The sequence below is a fragment of the Bremerella sp. TYQ1 genome (genome assembly GCF_020150455.1).
In the GTDB taxonomy this organism is placed as follows: Bacteria; Planctomycetota; Planctomycetia; order Pirellulales; family Pirellulaceae; genus Bremerella; species Bremerella volcania_A.
The window spans coordinates 2290826-2313393 of sequence record NZ_CP083740.1 but is presented as its reverse complement, the minus strand read 5'-3'; the positions used below and the strand labels follow the sequence as shown (position 1 = coordinate 2313393).

The window sequence follows — 22568 nt, the reverse complement described above, 5'->3', positions numbered from 1 at the left end:
GTGCAAGAAACCAGGCGCGCTTAGGCGACTGGGGGCCCGCGTCGGAGAGAGACCGTATGAAACTGAATGCAAACGGCTGGCTGTCGGTCGCTAATGACCGGAGTCGCCGAGACTTTGTAGCACGGGGTACTCCATGTCGGAGTCAGCGTGCAAAGTTCGACGTCGATTTTGCTTTCGGCTTCGGTTTCCGAAACCTCGGCAAGACCGCTATCGTGAGAGTGCGGGCTGGTCAGCTTACCACTGCGAGAAAAGTCGGTTTGCAGCAGCCCTCCGACGACCCAAAGTGCGTAAAAGATGACCAGAAACGCATGAAGCGGCGTGATATTGTCCGCGAGATTCGAGCGAAGTCCTGTGCGGCAACGACCAAACGTCCCGTAAACTTCCGAGGAAGTCGGTTTCGAGATGGTCGTCAATTTACGCGGGAAGGACATTCGCCAAGCGTTCCATTGGAACAAATTCTTAAGCAAGATGAAGCAAATCGTACATCGACAACTTAGGAAATGCAAGCTCTTACTCTCTTCAGATCGGTCATCCGCGATCTGTCGCTTGCGTGGAAAAGGACCGTTTTCGGCTACGTATTCCTTCGGTTCGATCAGAGGAAAACTCGACGCCCGTGGTGTCGTCCGAGGGAGTGAGGCGTGCCGTAGTGGGCAGATAGCAACCGACCGATCTGCCAATTGCGGGCTCTCGCGAATTTACCGTTTGCCTTTTAGAATACATGATTCGTCGATTCTTTCGTCCGCCAATTGGGGTTTGTTATGCAGTATGTCATCTTGGTCGAACAAAAGCGGGGAGCCCCTGCCATGTACACGGCACCGGTGGATCAAGACGACGCCGAATACCTTCGCAAAGCGGCTGAAACACTGCAGCCACTTTCGCCGGAAGCGTATATGAACGGACCTGCGGCGATCCTGCATATGCTTTCACGATACAGCTACGTGCTGGACGGCAACGATGTTTACTGGTGCGTGGAATGGCTGCCAGGCATGATCATGATCCGGTTCTCTCGCGGCGGGCAAATGGCATGGACCGCACTGAGGAGTCCGGTGCCTGATTTCGGCGGACGAACCCCAACGAAGGCCGACAAAGAAGCATACGATGCGGATGCTCCCAATCACCAAGTGAATATCGTCTTCGAGCCTTGGACGGCTCAGTTTGATGAGGATGACCGGAGCGCGAAGGGTTTCCGCCGAGCCGACGCCAAGATCGAGGCAACATTCGAAGCGGCTTTATCTCGCGTCAATGAAATTGGCGAACAGATCGAAACGGAACATGGTGACGATCTCGAAGCTTGGGTTTATCGCGGCGAGGAAGAAGTTGCCAAGATGGTTGGCGACGGGATTCGTATCGACTAACGCGAAGCTTCTCTTAAGTGAGCGTATCGAAAGCGTTCGCAAACCTGCCAAATGCTGGATAGAATGGGGGCACCTCTTCCCTCCCCTTCCAACCAGTTAGGCCTACCTATGATCCGATGTCTCGCTAGTCTGACGCTGCTGCTTTTGGCTGGAACGTTTCTTCATGCGGAGCAACCCAAGCGGCCGAATATCGTTGTCATCATGGCAGATGATATTGGCTACGAATGCTTGGGATGTTATGGAAGCGAGGCCTATCCCACGCCGAATATTGATCGCTTGGCAGCGGAGGGAATGCGGTTTGAAAATGCCCATTCGCAGCCGATCTGTACACCGTCTCGCGTACAGATCATGACAGGGATTTACAACAATCGAAACTATATACGATTCGGGCTGCTCGATCCGAAGGCGACGACGTTTGCCAACGTTCTGCGCGATGCTGGCTATCAAACGTGTATCGCAGGCAAGTGGCAGCTCGAAGGTGGGTTTGAGGGACCGGGGAAGTTTGGTTTCGACCGTTACTGTCTTTGGCAATTGACTCGTCGGCCTAGTCGTTACCCGAACCCTGGCTTGGAAATCGATGGCAAAGAGGTCGATTTCAAAAATGGAGAATTCGGCCCGGACGTCGTCAGCGATTATGTCTGTGATTTCATGGAAGAGAATCGTGACAAGCCGTTTCTGGTTTACTATCCAATGATTGCCCCGCACTGGCCATTTCTACCGACGCCGGATCATCCCGATTGGGACCCGGAAATGTGGCGAGATGCTAAGACCGAGCCTGGTGGATTCAAAGGACCAAAGTATTGGGACGCGATGGTTCGTTACACCGACAAGATGGTTGGGAAAGTAGTCGACAAACTTGACGAGTTAAAACTGCGCGACAACACGCTGGTTATTTGGACCGGAGACAACGGCACGTACGAGAGCGTTACAACGCCGTTTCATGGTCGTCAGTATCGAGGTGGTAAGGGAAGCACCAAGGATAACGGAACGCACGTCGGATTTGTGGCAAGCTGGCCAGGAACGATCGAGCCCGGGAGTGTCGTAGATGATCTGGTCGACTTTAGCGACGTATTTCCAACGGTGCTGGAAACGGCAAGCATCGAGGTACCGAAGTCGCTTGAAGTTGACGGCATTAGCTTAGTGCCTACCTTCGCAGGCAAGCCACGCGAAAAGCCTTACATCTTCTGTTGGTACGAACGAAACGGCATGCGTGGCAAGGCTTCGCAGCACGTGCGTGACGCAAGGTACAAAGTGTACGCGACGGGCGCCATTTTCGATGTCTTGTCAGATCCGCTCGAGAAGAATGATCTTGCCCAAGCAAAGCAGCCAGTCTTTGATGCTGCTCGCGTTTCGATGCTTCGCGATGCATTAGCGAAGCATTTGGCTGTTACGAAGAAGGCCGATCCGAAGCAAAAGCAGCGGCGGCAAGACTTCAAGAATTAGCTGGAGCTCTTTTTCATTCCTTGGGCGACTTGTTCGACCTGCTTCATGACGCGAATCAGGTTACCGCCCAGGATGCCGCGGATTTGCTCGTGCGTGTAACCGCGGTCGAGCAATCCCTGCGTGATGTAGGGGTACTTGCTGACATCTTCCATGCCCTTGGGAAGCGTATCGACTCCATCAAAGTCTCCGCCAAGCCCTACGTGCTGCCAGCCTGCCACATCGGCCAGATGATCGATATGATCCAGCAGATGGTGAACGGTCCCCTGCTCTACAGGATTTTCTCGATCCCACTTGGCAAGATGCACTTTTACTTGAGCTGGATCAAGTCGCTCACTCAACTCGCGCTGCAAGTCTTTACGCTTGGTGTAGCGAATCGCTGAACTGGGAACGACGAAGGAGGAATAAAAGTTGACCATGATGATCCCTTCGGAGTCATGAACCCGCTTCAAGATTTCGTCCGGGACGTTGCGAGGAGTATTCGCGACCGCTCTAGCAGATGAATGCGAAAAAATGACAGGTGCTTTGCTCACGTCCATGGCTGCGTTCATTGTGTCGACAGAAACGTGTGAGATGTCGACCATCATGCCAAGCTGATTCATCCGTTGGATCACTTGATGACCGAATGGGCTCAGGCCCCCACTACGAGGCGCATCGGTACTTGAATCGGCCCAGCTTAAACTATCGGAGTGAGTCAGCGTCATGTAGCGTGCACCACGCTCGTAGAAGTGATTCAAGTTGCTAAGCGATTCTTGGATGCAGTGCCCTCCTTCAACGCCAATCAGCGAAGCGATCTTGCCATCTTGGCTGATTCGCTCGATATCAGCTGCGGTCGTCGCAAGCTCGAAGGTATCGGGATAGGTCTCGACCATTTTATGAACGAGTTCAATTTGTTCGAGCGTCGTTAAAAAAGAGGTGTCTCCCTTTTCAACGGGAACCCAAACGGACCAGAACTGAGCACCAAGATTGCCTTCGCGAAGCCGGGGAATATCGGTATGAATCTGTGGCTGCCGTTTCGCGATGTCCAGCTTCTGAAAGTCACCGCTGGATTGCTTGCGAACCTCCCACATGAGATCGTTATGGCCGTCAATGACCAGGCAGCTATTGTGAAGCTGCTTGGCTTCTTCCGTAAGAACGATAGGTTTCGACAACGGTTGCTGACCTTGGGTGGTGAGCGAAATAGCCAGTGAGAAAACAACAGCAAGAAAGATACGCAATTCACCACTCCCAGAAAGACATGTCAATGATTTCCGATTTCATCGTAGGTCGTGTGGCCGTTTGCAACAACGATTCCTTGCGCAATTGAATATCCCTTCTGCGCAAAGAAAAAGCCTGCCGCTGAGCGACAGGCTTTTCTGGGATTCGTTTCTCTGCCGGATTACGCGAAGACAACGTCGATACTGGCAGCATCTTCGGTGGCGGCCAAGGAAGTGAAGCTGATCTCCCCTGCTTGGGCTTTGCCGATATGGACGCTATAGGTACCTTCCGCAAAAACAGGCGGGCGGAACGACGTACCGGAGACTCGCTGCGTGTACAGGATCTCGCCTGTCTCTTCATTGACGACTTGAACCACTGGGTTAGCTTCTCCGTCGAACTTCAGTTCAGGAAGAAAGCCAACCGGCTTGCGTCCGTCGTAGTCGGCAACTGCCACGGTGATCGGCCAACCAGGGAACTGTTCGCCATCGCCCTTTTGGGCGTCTGAGAAACGTGGCCAGCATTCGAGGGTGACTTCCTGCGTCTTCTTATTGAATCGCACGACGCCATAGCCATCGGCTCGCTGCTTTTCGTCCTTGATGTTCGGCGGATTGGCGTAGGCCATCATCGAGATCTTATTGGACAAGCCATCTTTGAAGTCGCCTGTCCAAGGGAGCGGACTGTTGGGAACAGGGTTTGGACCGGGCTTTTCATCTTCTGGGTGCCACCAGCGGCCATAGATAGTGTTGACCAATGCTGGGCTAGTGAATCCGTAAGGGCCATCACCATAGTCGTCGATCCCATGTTTCACAACGACGGCTAAGTGCTGATCACCGCACAAGTGAATCGCTTTGGCACGACGAATCTCTTCGAGCGCTTTCTTGCGACCAGTTTGCGGCCAGCCGTTGCAGTCGAGATCGGCCAACAGGCGGCTCGTTTCGCTTCCGTGCATATGAACAGCACCGCAGAACGCGGTTTGCGAAAGAACACACTTCATTTGAACATCGCTCCAATCTTGCCCCCATTCTTTGAGGAACTTGAGCTGACGTTCTCCCAACAGGACGAGGCCAGGCAGATCGATCGTCGCAGGATCATAGTTCGGATCGTTGATATGATCAGGACGTGGACCCATCTGTGGAATCTTGCCGGCAGGACCGCTCTTGAACTTGCGATCTTCGAGAATTGCGAAGTCGACACCACCCACTTTCATGCTGGTGAAATAGACGGTGATGCCCCGTTCGATTGTTTCTGCATCAGGCGGATCTGGCAGGTGCCAGGACTGTTGCCGTTGAACCATATTGACATATTCGGCAGGGAACATGAATCCGCCGTCGGCATTCCCTCGCAGCGTCGAAAGCCGGCCATTTTCACCCCAAAGATTCGGCTGGCCAACATCGTGGTCGTCTGGGGTGCAGATGGTAGGACGGTCTTTGATGACGTCACGGAATTGCAATCCGAATTCAATCCAACCAGCGGTATGCTCGGTATGGCGATAGGTTTGATCGCCGGCAAAGAATAAAAGATCAGGATCTTGGTGAAGCAAGTTTTCAACGATCTCGTGACGCTCGCCAGTTGTCCGGCTCGAGTTGCACGACATGTTGGCGACAACAATCGTGTCTTTATCGATTGGGTCTTTCCGGATGGTTCCCTCGAACATCGCTTCTTTACCATGTCGAACACGGTAAGGAATCGTTTTTGAGCCATCCCAATTTTCAACACGGAAGTGGGCGCTCCAGCCAGGAAACAACACTTCTTCCTTGGCGATCTCGACCCACTCGTCATCCTTTTTGATTTCCAGGCGAGCTTCGCGCGGCTCGTCAGGCTTTAAAGGGTACAACTGAGCGGTCATTTTCATGACGCCATTGTCTTGCGTGTAAACCGCAAATGCGACCACTTCGTTGCGTGGAACAATCATGGAAGGAGGAGCATTATTCCCCTTTGCTTTTTTGTCCCACCAGTTACCGACGGCCAGCGAATCGAGTCGTTTGTGTTCACTACCGAACGGCATGGCTGGATCTACAGTTTCAGACGCCGTCGTTTCGTCGGCAGATGCCATCGCGGCAGGGCCACCCCATGCGAAAGCAGAGGAAATTTTCATCCAAATACGTCGAGAGAGCTTCATGATGTTGTGCGGGGAAAAGGAAAGTGGCAGGAATGGGTACGCTTCTATTGTGGTTCATCACGTGGTGATCACAACCATATTACGGCGCATGATGGGGGAATCTGTCGCGGAAATAGCCGGCTAGCACAAAAAAACGCCTGAGCTGGGCAGCCGAGGCGTTCAGGGATTGAAATTTGTTTATTCCGCCAAATTAATGGCTTCAACTTGCTGGACAAAGCGATCGGCGTCGTTTTCCAGGAATGCTGCAATTACCTGGAAGACGGCATCGCTGAATCCACCCACATTCAGGATATCGGCTCGCTCGGGAGCTTGGGTGGTGGTGTATGGCTGAAGATCGATGCAAATCAACTTCGGCGATGCGATATCGTAACCGCGCAGCTTCATCTGATTCGAAACAAACTTCTGCCATTGATCCATCATCCCTGTCTGGCCACGACGTCCATACCCATACGGCCGTCCGCTGTTAATCCAGCTTTCGTTATCGCTCAGCAAAATCGCACCGGCGAACTGCCGATGAGGCAGCCACTCGTTGGCCGCTTCCAGCGGCTTGGAACAATCGGTTCCGCCACCTCCGTAACGGGCAAGTCGATCTGACAAGCTCAAAATCGAATCGTCCGGATCGATCTTGGCTTCATATGCAGTCGTGTCGAAAGGAATGACAACGCTGTCAGGATTACGCCGCAAAATAGCCGCTGCGAAAAGTGCTGCAACGTCCACACACTTCATAGCCGAGGTTGCCCCTTGGCCACGATATCCTGTCACTGGACTATGCATCGAACCGGAAACGTCGAGACCAATCACCACTGGGCCAGGCAACTTTGGAATGTTACCGCACGCAATTTCTGCGGCGCGGTGCAGCGCCGACTTGATCGCCTGTGGCACATCCTTCGAGGCGTGCTTGTAGGCCGCAAGGAATTGGTAGGGGAACTGCTTGGACCGCTTGATTTCGTTCTCATCAGCCAATCGCTTGGCGACGATAGAAACCATGTGGGCATCAGGCTTACCTGATTCGGTACGCAGAACTCCATGACGCAGGAGCGTGTTGAGGTTCATGCGCAGAGCTTGTGGCCCCATTTGCTGAGCAATTGCCTTCCAGGCATGTCCATCTTGAGCTGCATCTGCCAGCAGATCCCAGCGAACTGGAAGCTCGCGGACAATCCGCGCTTGCTCGGCGCCCTTCTTCGCTTCACGATATGCCAGAAGCATGCGGATTTCTGCCGGTAGATCAGCGATTGTTGCTGGCGCCCACTGGGCCACCGACTTTCCCGTCAACCAACCATACAGCGCACGACGTTCGTTATTTTCAGGCTTAGGACGAGCCATACGCAGGATATCGCGCAACGAAGGGTCATTGCCAATCGAAGCGGAAAGCAGCTTTCGAGTTGAGGCTTCGTTGAGCCAACGTTGGAAGGCTCGCTTCAAACTTGAAGACAGACCGTTTCGCCCGAATTGTCCGCTACGTACCATCTGGAACACATTGCGTAGCATACGGCCGTTATCAACGACGCGATCGAACACACGATGGGTTAGATCGGTATCGCGAACCGACAACAGCACCAAAAGGGCAGCTGGCATATCCTTCATCATTCCGCGCTGCCGCGCGTAGATGGCAAGCTTTGCCAGGAAGTTGTCGTCATTGATCTTATCGACCAACTTAACGATTTGGTCCAACTGTTGTTGACCCGACGCGTAGAACGTTCCGTTCAAGCAGCCGGTTGTTGCCAGCTGGGCCAACGCATGCTTCGGCGAAAGTGCATAGGCAGGACCGCCTGCTTCATTGCGTGCGTTCGCGCGAGGCTGCTTGGACTTACCTGACTGAAATAGCTGCTTGTTGGCCATGGAATGTTCTCCTTGGCAAAGTTTAGGAAATGAAAATGCACACTCGACGAAGGGATGGCGAGAGCTTCGGCCCGTGAAAAATGCAAGTCGGGCCGTCAAGAATCGAACTTGAAAACCATGGACTCCCAACCGGCAGTCGAGAGTGTGCTTGAGATGTTTGAAATAAAGGAAAGATCGACGAGGAATTGATCAGAGGCACTACGTTGCTCTGCCATTGAGCTACACCCCCGGAGAAAAAAGTAGGGGTGACAGGACTCGAACCTGTAACCTACGGATCGTAATTCATGTACTCCAATCGGCAGTCGGTCTTTCCTTTCGCGGCATCCGCTAGGGAAGCGGCGAGGCTGCGGGAGTTGGAATTGAACCAACGACGCTTCGGTTCAAAGCCGAAGATCGCATGCCAGCAGCGAATATCCCGCAACGCAATAAAAAAAGGCTCCTCATCACATTTGACGAGGAGCCTTCTATCAAGAGACAGAGAGGTCGACGCATCAAATGCGAGGCCGTACAAGACGGGGACCCGACGGCTTGCTCACCTTCGGTTGACCAAGCGTGGTCGATGGTTGCTTCGGTTGTCGTTTAAGCAAGGATGACACGTGTTCTCTCCACAGGGAAATGCCAGAGGGCGAAGGCCTGCGTGGCATGGATTAATCGTTCTGGAAAGATAGACGGCATCTTTTGTGGCAGGTTCGCGGCGCAAAAAGAAAATTGCTACTACGGGAGCAGTTCGTGTCCCAGCAAGCCAAGAGCGAAACCAAGCACCGCGCCCAGTGCTGGAGCCCAGGTGTTTTCAAGTCGGGCTTGAGGAGCAATGTCTTGAAAGACGAGAAACAGAATGCCTCCGCCGGCGACAAGTTTGATGGCCGCAACAACCGCAGGAAACTTCGCGAGAAAGAAAAATCCGCCCAAACCAGCTACGGGGCCCAAGAGGGCAAGCAAGCCAAACACCATCACGATTCGAAAGCCAGAAATGCCAGGCCCTTCATTCATTTCTCGGTAGGCATTGAATCCCTCAGGTAAGTTTTGCAGCGCGATCAACAGGGCCAACAACAATCCTGTGTTGCCCTCTACGGCGAACGCAGCTCCAAGAGCCATCGCTTCGGGGATAAAGTCGGAGAGCATCGCAACCAACTGAGTCGTAGGACTGTGGTAGCGTGCCAACAAGACATCGAGCCCGCAAAAGATTAAGCCGCCGAGGACAAACCAAAAAACCGAATAGTGGGCCGGCAGTTCTTTGATGCCTTCGGGAACTAAGACCAACGCCACCGCCGAGAATAAGGCCCCTCCCCCGAATGCCATCACCGCATGACGGAACTCTTTTTCGAGCCAATCAGGATGGATATGTTCCAAGCGGGCCAGCAACGCACCAATTGGCATGGATAAGCCTGCCATCAACGTTAAAAGCGTTACGGTGATCCAAGTAGGCATGCGATGTTTTCTTAGAAGGAGGATGGACTCAGCAGACGACTTTTCTGCCGCTCGGCGCAAACTTTGCACTTTCAGCGTTACATCGTCCCAATGACCATTGATACAAGACTTTAGGAGCAAATCGCGATACCTGCGGAGGCCTCGCGATCAGTTTGGCTTTTTGCCAACCACATCAATGCTTCGAGTCGGATGCAGGAGATAATTTGCCATGGAACCCCAACTAATTCAAACGTTGTTAGAAGAGCCAAGCGAAATTTGTGTGTCAATTTATATGCCCATGTTTCGTTGGGGACGCGAAGTACGGCAGAATGAAATCCGCTACAAGAATTTGATCAAAGATGCATCCTCACTTTTGAGTAGCGACGAAGTTTGCAGCGAAGAGCAACGCTCAGCGATACTGCAGAAGTTGGAAGACCTGGGAAGCGACGAGAACCACGATGTTTGGAAGCATCCTACGGCAGGACTTGCGTTGTTTGTCACGCCTGATTCGATCGAGATTCAGCAGATGCATACAACGTTGATGGAACAAGTTCACGTTGGCGAACGATTTTACCTCCGCCCTCTGCTGCCGGCATTGCATGGCGACGGCCAGTTTGTACTGATCGCGGTGAGTCAGAAGCATGTTCGCTTGTTTGAAGGTAATTCGGAAGAGTTGCATGAGCGTGTGCCGGATGACATGCCGGAGAACCTGAAAGATGCATTGAACATCGATGACTACATCACATCGATTCAACACTTCAGTTATTCCACTGGCTCCGACGTCGACACGATGTATCACGGACAGGGGGCTGGGGAAGACGACCATAAAGCAAACATTCTGCAGTTCTTCCATCGCATCGACAAACCGCTGAGCGAGTTCATGGAAGGACGGACCGATCCGCTCGTCTTCGCGGGCGTCGAATATCTCTATCCAATCTTTAAAGAGGCGATCGACTATCCTCATTTGTTGCCAGACAGCGTCAATGGCAACTGGGACAACGCCACGCCAGAGCAGCTGCACGAAAAGGCTTGGGAGGTGGTTCAGCCTCACTTCGAGAAGGCCTCAGAAGATGCGATCTCGAATTACAATGATGCCTACGGACAGAATCGAGCAACGCACGACTTGGAGACGATCCTTCGGGCCTCCGAGATGGGGGCGATTGAAACGCTTCTCATCCGTGAGAACGCATCGCTATGGGGACATGTCGACGGAGACGGGCATGTACAAGACGACGGCGAGCCATGCGAGATCAGCCATGACTTGCTTGACGACGCGGCCGTGCAGACTCTAAAGAACGGTGGCGATGTGTTTGTGGTTCGAGAGAACGATTTCCCAGAAAAGAAGTGCCCTGCTGCTGCTCGTCTGCGATTTGAAATTGGCGCTGCCACTCAGTAATCGCTACTCCAGTAAAGATTTACCCTTACTTGCCAACAGGCTTTGGATGTGTTCGACCGCTTTGGTCGTGACCATCCGGCCTCGCGGCGTACGTACCAATAATTCTGTCCGCAACAGGTACGGCTCAACTTCATCCGCCAGTGTTTCTGGCGCCGCATTCATTGTGTGTGCGATTGCTTCAAGCCCAGCTGGTCCACCGGCGAATACGCGCACGATCGTGCTTAGATATTTTCGATCTTGATTATCGAGCCCCAGCTTATCGATCTCTTGCATACCCATCGCATCTAACGCTAATTGATGCGTGATATGTCCGTCTGCTTTGCTGGTAACGTAGTCACGAATCCACCGCAGTCGATTATTGGCCACGCGCGGCGTGCCACGGCTTCGCCGTGAAATCTCCATGGCGGCGTCATCGTCAATGGTTACGTCTAACTTGCGAGCATTGCGACGAATGATCTCGGCTAGTTCGTCGTACGTGTAGAAGTCGAGATGTTCGCGTAGCGGAAAACGGTCGCGCAGGGGAGCGGTTAGCATTCCGCTGCGAGTGGTTGCACCAATGAGTGTAAATGGCTTGACTTGCAGATTGATCGTTCTGGCGTTGGTTCCTTCCCCGAGGACGATATCGATTCGGAAATCTTCCATCGCCGTGTAAAGATACTCCTCGACCGCTTTGGGAAGGCGATGGATTTCGTCGATAAATAGAATCGATTTCTCGTCGGCGTTGGTGAGATAAGGAACGAGATCCTTCGGGGCCTGCAATGCTGGACCAGAGGTTAGCTGGAAGTTGACTCCCAGGTCTTTGGGAATACAAGTTGCAAACGTTGTTTTTCCCAGGCCAGGTGGACCATCGAAAAGGATGTGCCCTAGCGGTTCGTCCCGTTTGACGGCCGCATCGACGACCACTTTCAAGCGTTCACGAACCTCCAGTTGGCCGACCATTTCCGAGATGGACTGGGGACGAAGGCTCTTGTCTTCTTCATGAGGGCCCTCTTCGCCTTGTAAAATTGCTTCCCTGCCCATCCTGAAAACCTTTGTCCCTGAAAACGGCGCCGCTCGACACACGCGACGTTTGTTCGAAGTGGTAACTGAACAAGTGTTGACTATTGGCCTCCACTATAACAAATAGGAGAGGAGGTCGAAAAGTTCGGAATCAAGCCCCCTGGAGTCTCATCATGCAGACCGATTCAATGCCTAGTACCCCACTTTGGAAGCAGATTGCCGGTTTCCTCGGGTGGTTTGTCCTGTGCTTCGCTGCCGCGGGAATTGGTTCGGCATTTACCACACCACAAATCGCATCTTGGTATGCCGAACTGAATAAGCCATCGTTTAATCCACCGAATTGGATCTTTGGGCCAGTCTGGTCGACGCTTTACTTGATGATGGCAATTTCGGCGTGGCTAGTCTGGCGAACCGCTACTTGGAAACATGCCCCGATTGCTCTTGGCCTATTTTGCGTTCAGTTGGCACTTAATACGGCTTGGTCGATCCTGTTCTTCGGGCTGGAGAACCCCGAAGCGGCGGCCGTGGATATCGTTTTGTTGTGGGGGGCTATTGTGGCGACGATAGTTCTCTTCTGGAAGTACAGCCGCTGGGCAGCGATATTGCTGGTGCCGTATCTCGCTTGGGTGTCGTTCGCTTCCCTTTTGAATTTCACAATTGCAGCCATGAATTAGAAGCGATCTTGGCCGCGCTAAAATCGAATTGCCTGTCGTCAGACCACCATTGAACACGAAAAAGGAAATTTTGTTGGGTGTGGGACCATTGGCACCCTCTTTGCAATTGGATGGATCACCTTAACCCCATCCTCCTTCAATGCAAAGGAACCCTGACAATGACTGAAATCGTGATTCATGACATGGTTAATGATGTATCGGACCAACTTCACATGGATAAATGCGAAGCGGAAGTTGTGCTCGAAGGCATGCTGTACGACGAAGTGGTCGACGAGTACGAGTAGCAAATCCGAAGTCAGCGTCCGAGCACGGTGCCAAGTCCGCCACATAAAACGGCAATGATGGCGATACCCAATCCGACCGCTAGAACCGTTCCCATCACCATGTAGAGTCGGTGATAGGACGTGGGACCGTGCCCGGTCGATCGACCATTCTGACCATTGACGAGAAAACGATAGACTTCGTCTTTGTACTGATACGCCATGATCCAGATCGGCAGAAGCATGGGATCGCTTGCCATATTCTGAATCCGAAGATTGACCTGAACGTTGCGGCTTCGGGGCGGTACGAACTTCATATCGACGGCGTTTCTCTCTAGCGATTCTAAACCTGACTTAGCCATCGGACGTGCATATTTTCGCGCGACGTTGAATTGTTCGACCGTGTAGTCCTCAAGCTCGTCGTGGTCGGGCGGCACTGCTTGGCTCATGTCGAATGGACAAAGCTTGGAAGTTTCATTGGGCGTTAACGCCCCACTGGCGCCGACGAGCACCCCTTCATACCGAGCGCGATGCTCTCCCGAAAGCGGATACCAGTCTCCACTAGCACCAGATGGAGTTTGACTTGTATCTGCCGTCCAGAAAGTCACGACGTCAGCAGAAAAGACCCAGTACGGAACGTAAACAGGCACCATATTCTTGATGACTGCCTTTTGCGAAAGATCCGGCGGCCGCCAGAAGCCCTGTCCAATCGCTTCCCGCATTTCTTTCTTAGCTTCTTCTTCAGTAATGCGAAAAGGGATCACCTTGGTAGGGGCGATTACTTTGTGATCTTTCCCCTTTTCCAAATTGGTCGAGCCGCAGAATGGACAACGAAGTGCTTCGGCCTCTGCGGAATAACTCATTGCTGCACCACAGCCACTGCAGCTGAAGCTGTGTTTCGCCAACGTCGAGCTTGGAAGGTGTGCGTCTTCGCGATGTGGAGCTTCCGTACCGCAGTTGCCGCAGAAGAGATCTTCCTCGTCTATCAGGCCACCACAGACGGTGCATTTTTCCAGGAGGTCGCTCATCGAAGGTTCACTAGTTCAAGACTGCGGACAAGAGAAGCACGATCAGAATGAAAAGAATCAACAGACCGACACCACCACCGACGGCCGCCCAAATCCTTTTCCAAGATACAGGTTTATCGCCGTTGATCAGTCCGGTTTGGCCGTTCACGAGAAAACGGAAGACTTGATCTTTGTACCGATAGGTAAGGACATAAATTGGAAGCAGATACAAGTCAGAGTTTTCGTAGGAAAACTCGGTTTGGACCACTAAGCTACGACTTGTGTCGCCTGGCAAAAATTGTCGGATGTTTGATTGCTCGCGGCGGTAGAATTCCTCGTAGCAAACTTTCTGAGCGTCTGCGATTTCCATCTGATATTCTTCAGCCGCCCAGCCGGCGAGGAAATAAGGTTCGTACCGTTTGGCGGCGAGAGGAGAGAATGGCTTGATACGATCAGCATCGGCTTGCGTGAGACCTTTGCTGGCCGAAATCATGTAGCCGCTGTAGTACTTATGATGTCGACCGCTGAGGGGCCACCATTCGGTTTTTTGAACACGGCGCGTCTTACGAACCATCTTGCCATTTTCCATGGTGGTGTAAGACTCGGTCTTGTACCAATACTCGCCGATGGAGGCACGCCAATGGCTTTCGGCCAACATCGAGAAGCTCCAAAACGGCAAGTAAACACCGCGTAGCTTGTCTTCGATCTCTGCCAAGTGCAAGTCGCCGGGGCGATACCAGTCGTTGCCTTTGATCCACGCGCGAAACTTCTTCATTGCCATCTCAGGCGTCACGCGAAACGGAATCACGAACTCAGGGAGTTGTCTTCCGCTGACTTCGGGCGAGTATTCGACGACATAGGTCGAATCGCAAAATGGACAAACGTAGCTCAGCTCTTGTGGATCGATAGAAACATTGGCACCACAAGTTTCGCAGTGAAAGTACTTCTTGATGGTAGCCGCTGTGCCGGTCGAGCTTTTGGCAGGAACTTGTACCTCGTGAGGCGTTCCGCATGCAGGGCAAAACTTGTCGTTCGGTTCGACTGGACAACCGCAAGCGGGACAAGGCTCGCCATGCGGTTGAGGAATCTCCGCAGCTACTAACCCATCGTCCGCGACCGATTCGGCGGCAACCAAAGGTTCTTCGTTTTCGACGATGTCCTGCATGGTAGGCGGAGTGATGAGGAGTTAATGGCGAAGGACAGGCCAATTATCCTTCTTGATGAGCAATTTTGTACACTGCTTGGACCAAGGAATCCACGTCCTTGTAGTTCTTTTTCTCGGCAACGGCCGCATCCAGCAATTTTCGAGCTTGGGTTTCAGAGTGGCCCAACTGCAACAGTACTTCGAATGTTTCGGTGACAACATCTCGCGAAACGTCCGGGCTTTCGCCATCAGCGCCTGAGATCAGCAGGGCAAACTTTGGAACCTTGCGGCGCAGTTTCGCCACAATCCGATCTGCCGTCGCTGGTCCAATACCTGGAAGCGCGGACAAACCTTTGGCGTCCTGTTGTTCGATCTGATTGGCAACTTCTTGGACCGGGCGGACCATTGCTCGCAAAGCTTTTTTAACACCGACCCCATCGACGGAGCAAAAGAGCTCGAAAAACTCCCTTTCGATATGATTCGAGAACCCCACCAAACGAGGGCTCATGCGACCGCGAGAAGGGTCGCCGTCGAGATAGTTAATCGTATGGAAAGAAACTTTCTGGCCGATCTGCGACTGGACCTGGCGACGAACAAATTCTGGGACTAATACTTCGTACTCAAACGGCTCAGCGGCGATCGTAACGCTGGTAACGTCGACGGACACAAGCTTGCCGGTAATTTTGGTAATCAAAGGTGAATTCCGTTTCGAGGTAAGTCGCTAAATAGTCGTCGCGATCTTGCTGAGGTAATAATGACAAAGCGCTACGGCTAATGCGTCCGCTACGTCGGCAGGCTCAGGGACTTCCGCAAGGCCAAGCTCGCGGCGAATGGACTCTTGCATTTGGTTCTTGGGAGCTCGTCCGCTGCCGGTGAGAATTTTCTTAATCTGCGTCGCTGCATAGCTGTAGAACGTCAAATTATTCTGAGCGGCAGCCAGGCACAGCACACCACGAGCATGTCCCATGATGATGGCCGTCTTGGGACGCTCGTAGTGAGAGTACAACTCTTCCATTGCCATCACCGTTGGTTTGAGCGAAGTGATGACATCGGTAATTCCTTCATGGATCTCACGCACACGCGCCGGGACTTCTCCACGAGTTTTGCCTCGGACGACTCCTGCCTCGACAATAGAAATCCCAGATGGTCCCACGTCGATGACACCATATCCGGTGATGTTGAGGCCGGGATCGATTCCAAGAATGCGTTTCTTCATGTTAGTCCGGAGGCACAAAAAGTCTGACCCCCTCTCTCAATGCATGAGAGAGGGGGCAGGAATGGTTTAGCCTTTGCGCCAAAGAGTTCCGTCCTTACGGTCCTCCAGCGTGATACCGCATTCGGTTAGGCGATCGCGGATCAGATCGCTTGTCTCGAAGTCTTTCCTCTTGCGAGAGTTGGCGCGAATCTCGATGACCAGACTCATCAGCGAATCAACGAGCCCGGCATCTTCGCTCGAATCGGCTTCTGGTTTCTGAGCGAACAGACCCAAAATTGACGTCAGTTCACGAAGTGTTGCCATCGCTTGATCTAAGGAGGCGGTATCGGCTCCCTTCGTTTCTTCGAGCTTGTTTTGGTCGATAAACTTATTCACACCACGAACGATCTCGAACAACTCGCTGACACCACCGCCGGTGTTGAAGTCGTCGTCCATCTTTTCGAGATAGGCATCGCGATGCTTCTTGAGGAGTGCCAGAAGTTCGTCCCCCTCGGCGTTAAATTCACCTGCTTTACGCGTTTTGGCAGGTTCGATGTCGTAAAAGCTCTTGCCGGTGATACGTTCGTAACGCTCGAACAAGCGGGAGAACGTTTCCAGTCCTGTGCCAGCTTCTTCGATCGCCGGTTCGCTGAATAAAATCGTGCTACGGTAATGAGTTCGCAGCAGGAAGAATCGAATGCGTTCGCCGCCTTGACGATCGATCAGCGAGTGCAAGCCGCCGGCACCACCGCTTCGGCTCATTTTGCCGCCAGCTTCACCGGCGGACGCGTCTTTGTCGCGTTCCGCTTTGCCGCCGATCTTGCCGGCACTTGGATCGCTTCGCAGCAGTCCATTGTGCATCCAGTAATTCACCATCGGCTTGCCATGGCAGCATTCGCTTTGGGCGATTTCGTTTTCGTGGTGTGGGAATGTCAGATCGAGACCACCACCGTGGATGTCGAACGTTTCGCCGAGGATGCTTTTGCTCATTGCCGAGCATTCAATATGCCAGCCTGGTCGTCCATTGCCCCAGGGACTTTCCCAGGATGGTTCGCCAGGTTTGGCCTTCTTCCACAAAGCAAAGTCCCCTGGCGAGCGTTTGCTGGCAGCGGCGCCGCCCCCTTCTCCTTGCATCGCATCGACGCTGCGATTGGTGAGCTTGCCGTATTGTGCATCTTTGCTGACCTCGAAGAAGACATCGCCATCGACATCGTAGGCAAAGCCTTTGTCGACGAGGTCCTTGATGAACTGAATGATGTCGTCCATCGAAGAGGTCGCGCGTGGCATATCATCGATTGTCGTGACGTTGAGCGCTGCCAGGTTGTCGAGATAATCTTTGATATTTTCTTCGGCGACTTCGAGCATCGTCATTTTGCGCTCGTTCGCTTTATTGATTAGCTTATCGTCCACGTCGGTAATGTTGACCACCAGGCGAACGTCGTAGCCGCTGTGTTCCAGATAGCGTTTTACCGTATCGAAGATCACGGGGCCGACCATGTGACCAATGTGGGCTTCGGCATAAACGGTCGGACCGCAGAGGTAGATACCGACTTTGCCAGACTGGACGGTCTTAAACTCTTCCTTGGTACGGCTCAGTGTGTTGTAGACCCGGAGATTACTCATGATCTTCCTTTAGACCGCAATAGGTGCGGGTGGTTCGGCTAAGTTGGAGGGGGATTAGGCTCTTTTCAGCAGGCAAACGCATTGAACTTCGATCGCTTCTTCACGACCGACACTTCCAACGCCTTCACCGGTTTTGGCTTTGATACCGATATCTTCTGGCGAGACATGTAAGATTTCGGCGATACGAATTTGCATCAGCGACTTCAAATCGGCCAGCTTGGGACGCTGCGAGTGAATGACGCAATCGAGGTTGATGAGTGTCCAACCTTCGTCAAGGACTTTTTGATAGGCAAGCTGAAGAAATTCGCTCGACGCTCGGTCCTTGTTGAGGTCGTCCGTATTGGGAAAAAGCTGCCCAATATCTGGAAGATTCGCCGCACCGAGTAACGCGTCCGTGATGGCGTGCATCAAAGCATCGGCGTCGCTGTGTCCGACCAAGTGTTTATCGTGCGGAATTTCGAGGCCACCAAGAATCAATGGCCCCCCGTCGGCTAGACGATGGGTGTCGTGTCCGAGCCCAATACGTATCATCCCTAATATTTCCCGAAGCGATCGTTCCTCGCTGGGTCACGTTCCGATCTCCCTGACCGGAAAACACGCCCGAAAGCGCGGCGATTATAGCGAATACCCCATATTGCCACAACGCGAGGGGCCCCGGACAACTGTCCGGATTTACCCCCCTGGTCTATAATCTGCACATGGCACCGATCATCCAAATAGAAAAGCTGACTAAGACTTATCAGGTCTATCAGAAGCAAGAAGGCCTGCTTTCCTCGATTCGCGGGCTGTTTCACCGGCAATACAAGACGGTCGAGGCGGTCAAAGGAATCGACTTGACGGTCGACCAGGGGGAATTCGTCGCCTTCCTGGGCCCCAATGGGGCAGGAAAAACGACCACGCTGAAGCTGCTTTCAGGCGTCATTAATCCGACTTCTGGTTCCGCCGAGGTCATGGGGCACGTTCCGTGGCATCGAGATAACGCCTACCGACGCCGATTTGCGTTGGTGATGGGCCAAAAAAACCAACTCTGGTGGGATTTGCCAGCCCAAGATAGTTTCCGGCTTCATCAGAAAATATATCGGATCGATGCTGATCAATTCCAGCGAACGCAGGACGAGTTGGTTGATTTGCTAGGTGTTCAGGAATTACTTGCCCAGCCGGTTCGAGCGTTGTCTCTCGGCGAGCGAATGAAGATGGAGCTGATCGCCGCCCTGCTCCACTCGCCCGATGTTTTGTTCCTTGATGAACCGACGATTGGGCTGGACGTGGTCGCCCAGCACAATATTCAGCAATTTCTGAAGCACTATCAGCAGGAACGTAAAATCACTGTTCTGCTGACAAGCCACTACATGAAAGACATCGCCGCCCTTTGCCAGCGTGTGGTGGTCATCGCGCATGGGCTGATCATCTATGACGGCTCGCTAAGCGGCATTATCGATCGCTTTGGCGGTTATAAAATTCTGACGCTGACATTCAACGAAGATGCTGCTTCAAGCAATCTATCTCGATTCGGCGATCTGATTTCCGAGGACTTCCCGAAAGTCAAACTACGCGTCGATCGGGCTAAAGTCGGCGAGGTTTTGGCTTCCATCCTCGATCAGTACGAGCTTGCCGACGTTGGCGTGGAAGATCCGCCGTTGGAAGAAGTCATTGCCGATGTGTTCTCGTTGGCCCATCCCGGCGACACCTCGGACAACGAAAAGAAGATGGCCGAAGCGTCGAGCTAAGCACAGGAGAGGAACATGGCGGATCTCGCCGCAAGGGCCTCCACCTGGTGGGCCATTTTTCAGATCAATTTCTATGAGAAGCTCGTCTATCGTGGCGACTTCATGCTGGGAACGTTGATGCGATTCCTGCCGATTGTTACGCAGATCTTTCTGTGGTCGGCCATCTTTTCGGCTCGTGGCGAAGGAAGCACGGCCGGCGAAGAGATTGTTGGGTATACGTACTACAACATTGTTGCGTATTACTTGCTTTCGACGGTTTCGCGAGCTTTTTCGAGTATGCCTGGTTTGGCATCTGGAATCGCGCTGCAGATACGCGAAGGAGAAATCAAAAAGTACCTGATCCAGCCGTTGGACTTGATCTCGTTCTTTTTGTTAAATCGTATTGCCCACAAACTGACCTACTACATTGTCGCACTGATTCCATTCGCGATTGTGTTCTTTCTGTGCCGTGGCTATTTCGTCGATGGCTGGCCGCCAGCGAATGTTTTAGCGGCATATTTTTTCTCCCTCATCTTGGCATTCATGCTGGGCTTCTTTATGGAAGCCACGATCGGCATGATTGGGTTTTGGTTTCTCGAAGTTCGTTCATTGTTGTTCGTCTACATGCTGTTCACTTTTTTCCTGTCGGGGCATATGTTCCCGCTGGATATGTTGAACGAACTGGGTGGACCGTGGTCGATGATTGTTAAATCGTTGCCGCTGATGTACCTCGCCTATTTCCCCGCCGCAGTGTTTCTGGAGAAAATCACCGGAGCCGAGTTGATGTGGGGGCTGATCGTCCAAGTGGGCTGGGTCGTCTTTTTCATTGTCGCTTCACGGTTCGCGTTTCATTATGGCGTGAAGCAATATAGCGCGTACGGAGGTTAAGCCAGATGAACGAACGGCCTTCGTACGGCAGCGTTTTTTACATGTTCCTGCGGAACAGTTTGGTTCGAGACTTGAGCTTTCGCTCGAACTTTTGGATCGAATGTGTTTCGAGTCTGTCCTGGGTGATCATGAACTTGGGCTTCTATTTGCTCATATTCAGTTACACCAGTTCCATAGGAAACAACACCGGTTGGGGAAAGTGGGAGTTCTTTGTTTTCCTGGCGACCACATTGTTAGTGAATAGTCTGGTGCAGATGTTCTTCATGCCGAACATTCAAGAATTCTCCGAACTGATCCGAACTGGAAAGCTTGATTTTGCCCTGCTGAAGCCGATCGATACTCAGTTTTTAATCAGCTTCGAGAAAGTAAATTGGCCATCGACTGCTAACTTTCTGTTCGGCATTTTGCTGATGTCGATTAGTTTGTTTCAGCTGACGCATCGCGTGAACGAACCGATCGAGCTTACCGTCGGCATGATTGCTTTGTACTTGGTTTTCCTGGCATGCGGTGTCGCCATTCTATATAGCCTGATGATTGTGCTCGCCGCTTCCAGTATCTGGCTCGGCAGAAATACTTCGCTCTATGACTTCTGGTTTTACATCACCAGCTTTTCTCGATACCCGATGGAGATCTACAACGCCGGTACACTTGGCTTGACGTTGAAAATGATTTTCACGTTTGCCGTTCCGATTTTAATCGTCGTGAATGTGCCGGCACGAATATTGGCTCAGCCCATGGGCGTCGATCCCTACGACAAGTGGCTGCTGTCTGGCTACATGGTGATTGCCACAGCGATGAGCCTGTTGTTCTCTCGCTGGGTCTTTAAGATGTCGCTAAAGAGCTACCGAAGCGCTAGTAGCTAGACTTCGTCTTCGGGGTCGACATCCATTTCGCCATATTGAACGTGGTGTCCAGGCTCGTGACGCGGTTCGACGAGTGACCATGTCATAAGCCAGCCCCCAAACAAAATAACTGCGATTCCGCAGAAGACGACTTCAAAGCTTGTCAGGTCGATCAGTAAGCCAACCAGTGGTGAAAGCACCATGGGAACGGCAATGCACAGGCTTTGCGTGGCCAGGTAACGCGGATGCAATTCGGCGGGAACAAGTTCCAGCGTATAGTTGGTGAAAGCGCGAAACGTGATAGGCGTCACGCCGACAAACAGAAACAGCCAGTCGAACAAGTGTAAGCCGACTTCGCCGGAATGAACCAAGAGCACCGAGCCGAGCGGCAGGATCATCACGCCGAAAAGCATCGTTCTCAAGACCAGGCGATTCCCTTTCCAGTCTGCCAATGGACCGCCCAGTAGGCTAAAGACGGCTGTCCCCGCGTTCTGGATGATGACCCAGAAGATCATCCGCGATAAGTCGACATCTAAACGCTCGCGTGCGAGGGCTTGATAGTGCGGGAAAAGCATCAACGAAAAACCAAATGCACCTGCAATTAAGCAGACCCAACGGAAACGATGGTCATTTCGAACGACGAGAAACGATTCCCAAAACAATTTCTTCGGTGAGAAAGCTTTTTTTTCGGTGCGATCACGTTTCTCTTGTAGGCCAATAACCGTCATCGCGCTGAGTACAAACGACAATGCGGCGAAACCGAAAATCCAATTTACCTGAATCGCGTTTCCTTGCAGCCATCGCGGAAGTAATGTGGCAGCAAGTGATATGGCGATAATTGCACCGATAACATTCGACGCCAACATCAAGCGACCGCGCAGATGAGGCGGGATCAGTTTGCCCTGCGAGGTTCCAAAGCCAAGTTGATTGAGCCCCGTCGCACAGAAAAAAAGAAAGTAGAACCCCAGGAATCCAACAACCATAGCCGATTCGCCAATCGCCGAATCAACTCCAGGAATGAATAGCGAGGCTAGTCCCCCAAAGGCGACCGCCATGGCGAGCGACGTTCCGAAGAGAGACCACTTCTTCAGCGGCAAATTACGAAGGCGGTCTGCATATAACAGTGGTGGGCAGCTCTGACCAATTCGTCCGAGGATGGGCAGAAAGCCACGAATCCAACCTGAACCGGCGATCAAATCCAGCACGGCCGGAATAATGATGCTCTCGGTTTTAAAAATCCAGCCGCAACGTAGGACGACTTGATAGAGCGTCAAAAGCATAAAGTTACGAGAGACACCTTCATTCATCGGAAGGCCATGCTGGTGGTTGTCAGCATTCGAGATATTGCTCGGAGAATCCGCGATCGATTTAGCCGCCGGAGTAGAATTTGGGTGAATACTCATTAGGCCCCATTATAAAACGGACGTCATAAGGCGACGACGGGGGCCAAAATGGGCTAAAAGCAAGAAAAAGAGGA

Annotated in this window: 21 protein-coding genes and 1 tRNA gene; 8 read left to right on the top strand and 14 right to left on the bottom strand. The window is 52.5% G+C overall.

Going from position 1 to position 22568, the window contains the following annotated elements; all coding sequences use genetic code 11:
* Window positions 1-20: 20 nt before the first annotated feature.
* A complete protein-coding gene (locus LA756_RS08845) occupies window positions 21-431 on the bottom strand; it encodes a hypothetical protein (protein WP_224439509.1) in 411 nt (136 codons plus the stop codon).
* A 327-nt stretch (window positions 432-758) separates the two neighbouring features.
* Here LA756_RS08845 and LA756_RS08840 point away from each other — a divergent pair, with 327 nt between their 5' ends.
* Both LA756_RS08840 and LA756_RS08835 read left to right on the top strand, forming a co-directional pair.
* On the top strand, window positions 759-1355 hold the full coding sequence (locus LA756_RS08840; protein ID WP_224439508.1) for a hypothetical protein: 597 nt from the start codon (window positions 759-761) through the stop codon (window positions 1353-1355).
* A gap of 108 nt (window positions 1356-1463) precedes the next feature.
* The gene (locus LA756_RS08835) at window positions 1464-2798 is read left to right on the top strand and encodes a sulfatase-like hydrolase/transferase (RefSeq protein WP_224439507.1); all 1335 of its coding nucleotides are present in this window, start codon (window positions 1464-1466) and stop codon (window positions 2796-2798) included.
* Here the strand turns inward: LA756_RS08835 and LA756_RS08830 are convergent.
* The 5 genes from LA756_RS08830 to LA756_RS08810 form a co-directional block, all read right to left on the bottom strand.
* Window positions 2795-4012: a dipeptidase gene (locus tag LA756_RS08830; protein WP_224439506.1), complete on the bottom strand. Its 1218-nt coding sequence runs from the start codon at window positions 4010-4012 to the stop codon at window positions 2795-2797. The two genes, LA756_RS08835 and LA756_RS08830, sit on opposite strands and share 4 nt — an antisense overlap.
* A 161-nt stretch (window positions 4013-4173) precedes the next feature.
* Window positions 4174-6087 carry a hypothetical protein gene (locus LA756_RS08825; RefSeq protein WP_224439505.1) on the bottom strand — a complete coding sequence of 638 codons (1914 nt, stop codon included), beginning with the start codon at window positions 6085-6087 and terminating at the stop codon, window positions 4174-4176.
* Between the two features lie 201 nt (window positions 6088-6288).
* Complete coding sequence (locus LA756_RS08820) at window positions 6289-7950, bottom strand: TROVE domain-containing protein (protein WP_224439504.1); 1662 nt, start codon at window positions 7948-7950, stop codon at window positions 6289-6291.
* A 344-nt stretch (window positions 7951-8294) separates the two neighbouring features.
* Window positions 8295-8370: transfer RNA gene (locus LA756_RS08815), tRNA-Gln, on the bottom strand.
* 294 nt (window positions 8371-8664) lie between these two features.
* On the bottom strand, window positions 8665-9378 hold the full coding sequence (locus tag LA756_RS08810) for a ZIP family metal transporter (protein WP_224439503.1): 714 nt from the start codon (window positions 9376-9378) through the stop codon (window positions 8665-8667).
* Window positions 9379-9586: 208 nt separating this feature from the next.
* On the opposite strand from LA756_RS08810, the gene LA756_RS08805 reads away from it, so the two are divergent.
* A complete protein-coding gene (locus LA756_RS08805) occupies window positions 9587-10753 on the top strand; it encodes a hypothetical protein (protein ID WP_224439502.1) in 1167 nt (388 codons plus the stop codon).
* Window positions 10754-10756: 3 nt separating this feature from the next.
* Here LA756_RS08805 and ruvB read toward each other — a convergent pair whose 3' ends face one another.
* Window positions 10757-11773: a Holliday junction branch migration DNA helicase RuvB gene (gene ruvB / locus LA756_RS08800; protein ID WP_224439501.1), complete on the bottom strand. Its 1017-nt coding sequence runs from the start codon at window positions 11771-11773 to the stop codon at window positions 10757-10759.
* Window positions 11774-11925: 152 nt separating this feature from the next.
* On the opposite strand from ruvB, the gene LA756_RS08795 reads away from it, so the two are divergent.
* Window positions 11926-12426 (top strand): TspO/MBR family protein, encoded by a 501-nt coding sequence (locus tag LA756_RS08795; RefSeq protein ID WP_224439500.1) that lies wholly within the window; start codon window positions 11926-11928, stop codon window positions 12424-12426.
* Between the two features lie 158 nt (window positions 12427-12584).
* Window positions 12585-12710 (top strand): hypothetical protein, encoded by a 126-nt coding sequence (locus LA756_RS27145; protein ID WP_261362096.1) that lies wholly within the window; start codon window positions 12585-12587, stop codon window positions 12708-12710.
* An 11-nt stretch (window positions 12711-12721) separates the two neighbouring features.
* Here LA756_RS27145 and LA756_RS08790 read toward each other — a convergent pair whose 3' ends face one another.
* The 6 genes from LA756_RS08790 to ispF all read right to left on the bottom strand — a co-directional run bounded on the left by LA756_RS08790 (window position 12722) and on the right by ispF (window position 18186).
* Window positions 12722-13714, bottom strand: a complete 993-nt coding sequence (locus tag LA756_RS08790) for a zinc ribbon domain-containing protein (protein ID WP_224439499.1) — start codon at window positions 13712-13714, stop codon at window positions 12722-12724.
* A gap of 10 nt (window positions 13715-13724) precedes the next feature.
* Entirely contained in the window at window positions 13725-14858 is a 1134-nt protein-coding gene (locus LA756_RS08785; RefSeq protein ID WP_224439498.1) for a zinc ribbon domain-containing protein, read from the bottom strand.
* Window positions 14859-14901: 43 nt separating this feature from the next.
* Window positions 14902-15531, bottom strand: a complete 630-nt coding sequence (gene ruvA, locus LA756_RS08780; RefSeq protein ID WP_224439497.1) for a Holliday junction branch migration protein RuvA — start codon at window positions 15529-15531, stop codon at window positions 14902-14904.
* Between the two features lie 27 nt (window positions 15532-15558).
* Window positions 15559-16053: a crossover junction endodeoxyribonuclease RuvC gene (ruvC, locus tag LA756_RS08775; protein WP_224439496.1), complete on the bottom strand. Its 495-nt coding sequence runs from the start codon at window positions 16051-16053 to the stop codon at window positions 15559-15561.
* Window positions 16054-16119: 66 nt separating this feature from the next.
* Window positions 16120-17655 carry a cysteine--tRNA ligase gene (cysS, locus tag LA756_RS08770; protein WP_224439495.1) on the bottom strand — a complete coding sequence of 512 codons (1536 nt, stop codon included), beginning with the start codon at window positions 17653-17655 and terminating at the stop codon, window positions 16120-16122.
* A gap of 54 nt (window positions 17656-17709) precedes the next feature.
* Window positions 17710-18186, bottom strand: a complete 477-nt coding sequence (gene ispF, locus LA756_RS08765) for a 2-C-methyl-D-erythritol 2,4-cyclodiphosphate synthase (RefSeq protein ID WP_224439494.1) — start codon at window positions 18184-18186, stop codon at window positions 17710-17712.
* Between the two features lie 167 nt (window positions 18187-18353).
* On the opposite strand from ispF, the gene LA756_RS08760 reads away from it, so the two are divergent.
* Genes LA756_RS08760 through LA756_RS08750 form a run of 3 tightly spaced genes read left to right on the top strand, consistent with a single transcriptional unit; the run spans window position 18354 to window position 21112 of the window.
* On the top strand, window positions 18354-19382 hold the full coding sequence (locus tag LA756_RS08760; protein WP_224439493.1) for an ATP-binding cassette domain-containing protein: 1029 nt from the start codon (window positions 18354-18356) through the stop codon (window positions 19380-19382).
* A gap of 15 nt (window positions 19383-19397) precedes the next feature.
* Window positions 19398-20249, top strand: coding sequence for an ABC-2 family transporter protein (locus LA756_RS08755; protein ID WP_224439492.1), 852 nt, complete (start codon window positions 19398-19400; stop codon window positions 20247-20249).
* Window positions 20250-20254: 5 nt separating this feature from the next.
* Window positions 20255-21112: an ABC transporter permease gene (locus LA756_RS08750; RefSeq protein ID WP_224439491.1), complete on the top strand. Its 858-nt coding sequence runs from the start codon at window positions 20255-20257 to the stop codon at window positions 21110-21112.
* On the opposite strand, the gene LA756_RS08745 is transcribed toward LA756_RS08750, so the two are convergent.
* Window positions 21109-22494, bottom strand: coding sequence for an MFS transporter (locus tag LA756_RS08745; protein WP_224439490.1), 1386 nt, complete (start codon window positions 22492-22494; stop codon window positions 21109-21111). The two genes, LA756_RS08750 and LA756_RS08745, sit on opposite strands and share 4 nt — an antisense overlap.
* Window positions 22495-22568 lie beyond the last annotated feature (74 nt).

Bases quoted from the DNA above. Each gene is read 5' to 3' on its own strand.
- LA756_RS08845 (WP_224439509.1), bottom strand. From the start codon at position 431: ATGTCCTTCCCGCGTAAATTGACGACCATCTCGAAACCGACTTCCTCG.
- LA756_RS08840 (WP_224439508.1), top strand. From the start codon at position 759: ATGCAGTATGTCATCTTGGTCGAACAAAAGCGGGGAGCCCCTGCCATG.
- LA756_RS08835 (WP_224439507.1), top strand. From the start codon at position 1,464: ATGATCCGATGTCTCGCTAGTCTGACGCTGCTGCTTTTGGCTGGAACG.
- LA756_RS08825 (WP_224439505.1), bottom strand. From the start codon at position 6,087: ATGAAAATTTCCTCTGCTTTCGCATGGGGTGGCCCTGCCGCGATGGCA.
- LA756_RS08820 (WP_224439504.1), bottom strand. From the start codon at position 7,950: ATGGCCAACAAGCAGCTATTTCAGTCAGGTAAGTCCAAGCAGCCTCGC.
- LA756_RS08810 (WP_224439503.1), bottom strand. From the start codon at position 9,378: ATGCCTACTTGGATCACCGTAACGCTTTTAACGTTGATGGCAGGCTTA.
- LA756_RS08805 (WP_224439502.1), top strand. From the start codon at position 9,587: ATGGAACCCCAACTAATTCAAACGTTGTTAGAAGAGCCAAGCGAAATT.
- ruvB (WP_224439501.1), bottom strand. From the start codon at position 11,773: ATGGGCAGGGAAGCAATTTTACAAGGCGAAGAGGGCCCTCATGAAGAA.
- LA756_RS08795 (WP_224439500.1), top strand. From the start codon at position 11,926: ATGCAGACCGATTCAATGCCTAGTACCCCACTTTGGAAGCAGATTGCC.
- LA756_RS27145 (WP_261362096.1), top strand. From the start codon at position 12,585: ATGACTGAAATCGTGATTCATGACATGGTTAATGATGTATCGGACCAA.
- LA756_RS08790 (WP_224439499.1), bottom strand. From the start codon at position 13,714: ATGAGCGACCTCCTGGAAAAATGCACCGTCTGTGGTGGCCTGATAGAC.
- LA756_RS08785 (WP_224439498.1), bottom strand. From the start codon at position 14,858: ATGCAGGACATCGTCGAAAACGAAGAACCTTTGGTTGCCGCCGAATCG.
- ruvC (WP_224439496.1), bottom strand. From the start codon at position 16,053: ATGAAGAAACGCATTCTTGGAATCGATCCCGGCCTCAACATCACCGGA.
- cysS (WP_224439495.1), bottom strand. From the start codon at position 17,655: ATGAGTAATCTCCGGGTCTACAACACACTGAGCCGTACCAAGGAAGAG.
- ispF (WP_224439494.1), bottom strand. From the start codon at position 18,186: ATGATACGTATTGGGCTCGGACACGACACCCATCGTCTAGCCGACGGG.
- LA756_RS08760 (WP_224439493.1), top strand. From the start codon at position 18,354: ATGGCACCGATCATCCAAATAGAAAAGCTGACTAAGACTTATCAGGTC.
- LA756_RS08755 (WP_224439492.1), top strand. From the start codon at position 19,398: ATGGCGGATCTCGCCGCAAGGGCCTCCACCTGGTGGGCCATTTTTCAG.
- LA756_RS08750 (WP_224439491.1), top strand. From the start codon at position 20,255: ATGAACGAACGGCCTTCGTACGGCAGCGTTTTTTACATGTTCCTGCGG.
- LA756_RS08745 (WP_224439490.1), bottom strand. From the start codon at position 22,494: ATGAGTATTCACCCAAATTCTACTCCGGCGGCTAAATCGATCGCGGAT.